Source organism: Belnapia sp. (genome assembly GCF_059504005.1).
Genome location: NZ_JCACHU010000062.1, coordinates 1 through 6,889, shown reverse-complemented (window position 1 = coordinate 6,889; position 6,889 = coordinate 1). Strand labels below are relative to the sequence as shown.

Annotated in this window: 8 protein-coding genes; all 8 read left to right on the top strand. The window is 61.9% G+C overall.

Going from position 1 to position 6,889, the window contains the following annotated elements:
- The first annotated feature begins 473 nt into the window (after window positions 1-473).
- The 8 genes from AC5JJ1_RS10090 to AC5JJ1_RS10055 all read left to right on the top strand — a co-directional run bounded on the left by AC5JJ1_RS10090 (window position 474) and on the right by AC5JJ1_RS10055 (window position 6,577).
- Window positions 474-875, top strand: a complete 402-nt coding sequence (locus AC5JJ1_RS10090; protein WP_495784989.1) for a response regulator — start codon at window positions 474-476, stop codon at window positions 873-875.
- Between the two features lie 135 nt (window positions 876-1,010).
- Entirely contained in the window at window positions 1,011-1,403 is a 393-nt protein-coding gene (locus tag AC5JJ1_RS10085; protein WP_495784988.1) for a response regulator, read from the top strand.
- 401 nt (window positions 1,404-1,804) lie between these two features.
- The gene (locus AC5JJ1_RS10080) at window positions 1,805-2,017 is read left to right on the top strand and encodes a hypothetical protein (RefSeq protein ID WP_495784987.1); all 213 of its coding nucleotides are present in this window, start codon (window positions 1,805-1,807) and stop codon (window positions 2,015-2,017) included.
- A gap of 280 nt (window positions 2,018-2,297) precedes the next feature.
- Window positions 2,298-2,858, top strand: coding sequence for a transposase (locus tag AC5JJ1_RS10075; protein ID WP_495784986.1), 561 nt, complete (start codon window positions 2,298-2,300; stop codon window positions 2,856-2,858).
- Window positions 2,798-3,253: an IS1595 family transposase gene (locus AC5JJ1_RS10070; protein WP_495784991.1), complete on the top strand. Its 456-nt coding sequence runs from the start codon at window positions 2,798-2,800 to the stop codon at window positions 3,251-3,253. Before AC5JJ1_RS10075 ends, AC5JJ1_RS10070 begins: the two co-directional genes overlap by 61 nt.
- Window positions 3,254-3,455: 202 nt before the next feature.
- The gene (locus tag AC5JJ1_RS10065) at window positions 3,456-3,581 is read left to right on the top strand and encodes a hypothetical protein (RefSeq protein WP_495784985.1); all 126 of its coding nucleotides are present in this window, start codon (window positions 3,456-3,458) and stop codon (window positions 3,579-3,581) included.
- 438 nt (window positions 3,582-4,019) lie between these two features.
- Window positions 4,020-5,048, top strand: a complete 1,029-nt coding sequence (locus AC5JJ1_RS10060) for an IS110 family RNA-guided transposase (RefSeq protein ID WP_495784990.1) — start codon at window positions 4,020-4,022, stop codon at window positions 5,046-5,048.
- 485 nt (window positions 5,049-5,533) lie between these two features.
- Window positions 5,534-6,577, top strand: coding sequence for a carbohydrate-binding domain-containing protein (locus tag AC5JJ1_RS10055; protein ID WP_495784984.1), 1,044 nt, complete (start codon window positions 5,534-5,536; stop codon window positions 6,575-6,577).
- The last annotated feature ends 312 nt before the right edge of the window (window positions 6,578-6,889 follow it).

The following is a 6,889-nucleotide window of genomic DNA, read 5'->3' as shown; positions in this document are numbered from 1 at the left end:
CAGGTGGGCCAAAATTCATCAGCACTGCTGGGCCAGAATTCATGGACACAGCCAGCAGGAGCAGGGCGAACAGGGCGGCTGGCGCGTAGGCCGGGGTGGCGAAGCGGCTCGGGCCGGGGGCTACGCGGCGCGCCACTGCCACCGCGAGCCGGACAAAGCGGAGCAGTTCATTGTCCATGACCCCCAAACTGGGGCTTTAAGCCTCATCCTGCTCGGACAAGCTCGCGACAGAGCAAGACGGGCTCTCTTTGCGGCTATGTCCGTGATGCCCTTGAAGGCGCCATACAGGGGTCTGCAATGAAACGCTTGGGTCTGGGGCACGGAGTTTCTGGGAAAGGTGTGCGACCCTCTCACAGCGGCAACGTCTCAGAGATGGCACTTCAAGACTACTACGATAAAACAAGCATGGTTTCAGGGAACTAGTGTGACCGCGCAAAGTTCACTTAAAGCGGGTGTAAGAAATCGTACATCGCATGACGGGCAATTCGCTGCGGGACTTTCTCCCAAGGACAAGCCACATGCTAAGTCAGAAGCGTGTCCTAGTTGTGGAAGATGAGTCGCTTGTCGCTCTGTGGATTGAGGACGTTCTGATCGAAGCAGGCGCGGTAGTGATCGGGCCGGTTGCTAACGTCGCAGATGCGTTACAGATCATCGAGTCTGTCCCGGCCGATGACCGCATCGATGCCGCAGTGCTAGATTACAATCTCGCTGGTATTTCATCAATGCCGGTCGCTGCGGCCCTCGTGAGGCGCGGCGTGCCATTCATTTTGCAGTCCGCTTATATGGACGTACCTCGGCAAGAAGGGGTCCGTTTGATCTCCAAGCCCTATAGCCCTGATGATCTGGTTGCTGCGGTTGCTGCCGCTGTCGTTTAGGGTTGGGTTGACGGTCAGCAGATAGCTACCACCTTGGGCTCGCGAGTATGAGCCTGCGACGCAATCCAGTTCGATCTTGCAATTTGGCTAGCTCGTGACAATTTAAGTGCCATCTGTGAGCCCGAGGTGGTTGCCATGTCGAGCCTGCACGGTCGAACTGCCATCGTCATAGAGGATGAGGCACTTCTGAGCCTTTTCGTAGAAGACTGCTTGGTCCAGTTCGGTATGCAGGTCCTGGCTATGCCGGTCTGCGTTGAGGAGGCGCTCGATTGCCTTGCCTGCTGCCGGCCCGATGTAGCTGTCATTGACATGAACCTGCGTGGCTGTACGGCAATGCCAATTGTCGAGAGGCTGGAGGCGCTTGGCGTGCCGTTCGTGGTGGCTACGGGCTACGGCGACGAAGGCAGACCCGCCCATCGAGACGATGTGCCGGTGCTGGGCAAGCCCTATGACGTCTCCGAGCTGCGGGCCGCCATGGAGAGGCTGCTGAGCTCTCGGCTGAATCCTGTTCGAGACATCGCCTGCTGACCGCCTTTGCCTGCCCCCGAGAGCCCCCCGAAGGTGCCCGCACAGGGGACCTGCGTCATGCAGCGTTGCCCTGTAGGCCTTAGGCTGTGTGACCCTGCTAGGCTACCAAAAGACTGACAATCATCCTGCGCCATATGGAACGGTCATGAACGCTGAATCGGTTCGTGGTTTGTTCACGTCATGGCTGACGATCCGAACCACCAACCCTGGCTAGCATCGAGGAGGTGACGTTCAGCCTCCTGTACGCGCTTCAGTTCGATGAGCGCGGCATGGCCCGGGGCGTCAAGCTGCGGACCAATGACCAGCAGACCGCGGCTTGGCTGGTTAGGCATCTCCTCATGTCGCGCTTCGTCGTCATGCGTCGGCCGCCCCCGCGTGCGCACACCACATGAGGTGCCGCCATGGCTAATCCTGACGAACTGGGTGAAATCGAGTTAGCTGAGCTGGCTGATGCGCTCTACTCGGCGCTGTGCTTCGACGAGAAGGGAAAGCAGCGGTCCTGGCAGGAGAAAGTGGATGCCCTGGCCACCGCTGAGTGGCAGGCTCGCTTCCTCCGTGACAGCCGCTTTGTGGTGCTGCGAAGGTCGTCTGCAGCAAAGCGCCACACGGGATAGCGCCAGCTGCTACGATCTGCGGGCACAATTGGCCGCCAGGAGGTCAGGGCGAAGTACTCTATGAAGCGACACGCAGCCTCCCCAACGCTACCCCGAGAGCCATCAAGCCGAGCTTGAGGCGGTGATGAAGCACGCCTACCGCTCCCGGATTGGGTGGCTCTTTTCGGGTTCCGGGGTGTTGGGAGACAGAGGAGAGGCTGGTGGGGCTGACGGACCTCTGATGGAATGAGGGCAGCGGGATGATCAGCCGCTGCTATCGTCCCGAGGAGCTTCTTTGGTCATGGCTGCATCCGATGCTGCCCCGGGATTGGTCAACCTGTCCGGCCTGATGGACGATGCCAAGTGCTTCGCCTTCGTGCGCCAACACCGCTGGCCAGCAGGCGTGCGTTGCCCCGGGTGCGGTACTGCCGTGGTGATCCGTGACGGCTGCGACGACAGCCAACCTCACCGGCAACGCTACCGCTGCAAGGCATGCGCGCGGCGGTTCGACGACCTCACCTGCACGGTGCTGGCTGGGCATCATCAGCCGCTGCGGGTGTGGGTGCTGTGCCTGTACTTCATGGGCCTCAATCTCTCGAACTGCCAGATCGCCCAAGAGTTGGGCCTCAGCGGGCCGGATGTGCATGCCATGGCCGAGCAACTGCGCCGAGGTCTGGTCGCCAAGGCTCCCCCGGTGCGATTGGCGGGCGAGGTCGAGATTGACGAGGTTTATGTCGTGGCCGGGCACAAGGGCCAACCTGCGGCAGTCGCAAAAAAGGGCGGCTTGGACGCCGTCGCAGACTGGCGGGAGCGCCGGGCCGCGGCACGCTGGAGAAGGACAAGCCACCTGTCCTCGGCCTGATCCAACGCGGTGGGCAGGTCGTCATGCGCATGCTGGCCAATGTGCAGCAGAAGACGATCCAGCCGATCATCGAGGCGGCCGTCGCCAAGGGGGCGCGCATCCCCACCGACGAGTACGACATCTACGCCCGACTGCCGTCCTGGGGCTATCAGCACAAGACAGTTTGTCACGCACATGGCGAGTACGCGCGCGACGAGGATGGCGATGGCTTCTGCGAGATCCACGTCAACACCATGGAAGGGACGTGGTCCTTGCTGCGCTCGTGGCTCCGTCCGCACCGCGGCATCTCACAAGAGAAGCTGCCGCTGTATCTCGGCTTTTTCGAGTTCGTGCACAACGCCCGGCGCCGCGGCAAAGCCCTCCTTGGCGCCCTCATTTTAGCTCTGGTGAGATAGATGGGCCAACACCCTGGATCCCGGTAAGAGCCGATTGGGTTTGAGGCGGTAGCTAAGCCGGGGTGAAGTGGGGCTCAGGAGACATTTGGGTTGTTCTGATGATGATGAGGAAACGCTTTGAGCCGACTAGTACCAGCATCAACCTGACCGGCCATCACCCGGCCCTGCACTGCCCGGCCTGCGGCCAGCCGCCCACCCGCGCATGGATGACGTGGCAGCGATGATCCGGGGCTTCACCTGCAATTACCTCCGTGCAGGAGAAGGGCTCGGCATCCGCTACGCGCGTGCTCGTGAGCATGTCCTCGACCGTGATGGCATCATCGTCTGATCGGAGATGGGGACCTCAACCTGATCGCTACCAAACGCCGCTGCACAGCATGCGGTGCCGGGCCTGCCGTTATCGGGGTGACCTACTCTTGGGTTGATGGCTTTGATAGGAACGGCATACCCAAGTGGGATTAACGCATGAGCCTGTTGCCACCTGATCCTGACCCAGTAGACCCACCGAAGCACGAGCCCACCCAAACCGAGCTAGCAGGGCAATGGGGGTGCGAGGTTGCAAGCCGGTCACAAGCCGCCAGTCGCCAGTAAGCCGGTCGGCTCCGCGCGCTTCGAATAGCGCAGTGGCGTTCTCAATCTCTGGCACCGTGTCGAGTTGCCTCTCCGGCGAGAGCACCGGCTCCCACCCAGTTTTATGGGATGGCCCGCCCCTCCTTCTCGCTGGCGTAGGCTGGCCGGGCAACCGGGGTAAGGGAGCGGACCCATGATGGCAATCGCGGTTCTCGGAGTGGATCTGGGCAAGAATAGCTGCAGCGTAGCGGCGCTGGACGCGACCGGCCGGGTGGTTTTGCGCCGGCGGCTGAACCGGGACGGGGTGGTGAGGCTGGCGGCAGGGTCACCAGGCTGCCTGGTGGCGATGGAGGCGTGCTGTGGAGCGCACCATCTGGGCCGCAGGCTGCGCGACGCGGGGCATGAGGTGCGGCTGATGTCGCCCGAGTACGTCCAACCCTATGTGAAGGCGCAGAAGAATGATGAGCGAGATGCCGAGGCGATCGCCGAGGCCGCGACCCGGCCCACCATGCGGTTCGTCGAGCTCAAGAGCGAGGCGCAGCTCGACATGCAGAGCCTGCACCGCGCCCGTGACCGGCTGGTGGGGGAGCGGACGGCGCTGATCAACCAGCTGCGTGCCATTCTGCTGGAGCGGGGGATTATCGTGCCCCAGGGGCGGCGCAAGCTGGAGGTCTACCTGGAAACCCTGCTGTCCGAGGAGCGAGTTTCGCTCAGCCCACGGATACGGCTGCTGGTCGAGGATCAACGGGCTGAATGGCGTGAGCTGGACCGGCGCATCGAGGCCTTTGACGAGGAGTTTGCGGCTGCGGCCCGGAGCGACGAGGCTGCCCGGCTACTGACGACGATCCCGGGCATCGGACCGCTGAACGCGACAGCTCTGGTGGCGGCGATCGGGCGGGCCGCGACCTTTGGGCGGGGACGGGACTTGGCCGCCTGGCTGGGGCTGGTGCCGCGGCAGATGACCACGGGCGGCAAGCCAAAGCTGCTGGGGATCAGCAAGCGCGGCAACGTCTACCTGCGCAAGATGCTGATCCACGGGGCGCGGGCGGCACTGCCGACGCTGCTCAAGGGCGACACCCTGCTGGGCAGGTGGCTACGCAGCCTGAGCGCCCGGGCGCACGTGAACACGGTGGTCGTGGCGCTCGCGGCCAAACTGGCGCGCATCATCTGCGCCGTGCTGCGCAGCGGGCAGCGGTTCGAGATGAAGGTGGCGGCGATGTCGTAGCCCAGAGGATCAGTCAGTCGCGCTGACCTGTCGCGAAGGGCTGGATGAGGTCTGCGGGTGGTGGAAGCGAGATGGTCTGACAGTCGACCGGTGTCCTGGAACCCTGATCCGAAAAATGGCGCTCTGACGCCGCCAGTTTTATGAGGACCGGGACGCGCGGATCTCCATCTTGGCGGGGAGCTTGTCTCCCACGCCGGATACGTTGGCGTAGACCGTTCAGACCAAGCTGCGAAAACCCTTGCAGACGGGGCGGGCCATACGTTCTCGGAGGTTTAAACGGAAGCCCCACACCATTCATTGCCTTTTCAGTCAGCATGGCAGAAGAATGTATAAAAAATCACCTCATGTAACTCTCTTGAAGCTCTGCGGTGGCAGTGTCAGTGTCCGCACGAGAGCGCGGCTGCGGCTGGTCCATGGTCTCGTCGACGGTGAGAGGCGGCGTGGCGATGAGCGCCGACCTCGGTCATATCGGATGAGGACGAAACATGGCGACCGACACTCTGGTGCTCAAGGTCAGCGAGAGCGTGTATGGCGCGGCTGCGCAGTTCACCGTCACGGTGGATGGCAAGCCGGTCGGTGGAACCTACCAGACCACGGCCATCCATGGCTGGAAGTCCGACACGGTGACCCTGAGTGGGGATTGGGACAAGGGTAACCACATCGTCTCAATCAACTACCTCAACGACTTCAAGGATGTCGGCGGGGACCGCAACCTCTTTCTGGACAGTGCCACCTATGATGGCGTGGCGGTGCCAAACGCCAAGTTGAACATGTGGTCGAAGTATGACCCGCATACCTTCACGTTCACCGACACTACAGCACTGGCTCCCGCCGCGCCGGCACCCGCGCCGCCACCCCCGACCGCCACGGTGCCTGACCCGATTGGCGATCATGATGGCACGACCGACCTCAACATTTTGGTGCGTGGGCAATCCAATGCTTTCGCCTTCTTCAACTACGGCGGAGCTGCCGTACTGCAACAGGATTTGCAGAATGCGCTGCACGTCAAGGTTAACCTGATCGCGGCCGACCAACAGACCCTGTTCTCCGCGACAAAATTCATGGATTGGGATACCGGCGGGCAGCAGCAGAAGCTGATTAACTACGTAACCGGGCAACCGGTAGATATTAAGAACAATGAAACAATCACCATCTGGATGCATAATGAGTATGATCAACAGACGGCAGGACTCCTGACCGCTGATTGGGTCAAAGAGGTGCGGACGGATGCCAGTCTGGTACGGGACGCGCTCGATCATCAGACTGCAAACAGCACGCCCTATCTTTTTGTGCCAATTCGCTTCCCCTACGGAAGTTCGTTCCCCGCCATCAAAGACGGGATGACGCAGTTGAGCAGCGACTCAAGCTTCCACGCGGTCATCTCAAACGACGCCTACGGGAGCAACATCCTCATGAATGGTGGACCGGAGAGCGGCAACAACGCGTCGCATATGAGCTGGAATGACGCCCAAACCATCGGCCATGCCCTGACCGATGATGTCGCCGCGCTGTATCACAGCATCGCTTAGGGGAGCCCCGCGCTCTCGCGCCCGGCGCTCTCCACGGAATCGATGTGATGCCGAAGGCCATGGGCGGTCACAGGCGGGCTCCGGGGCCGGTCCCCTATTTACCACTGATCAGCCTGCTGGACGCGGATCGGTTCGTGCTGCTGTCGGCGGTGAAGACACCTTTATCCGCCGCATCCATCTCGGCGCGAATGGCCTGTCGCTGCTGGTACGCCCGAGTTAGAGGGCGTTAAGCAATTTTCTTCTGTTTGTTGGCTAGGCGGCGGAGCGTGATGCGCGTCATGGCGGCGTAAAGCAGCATCTCGCTGGTCTGGA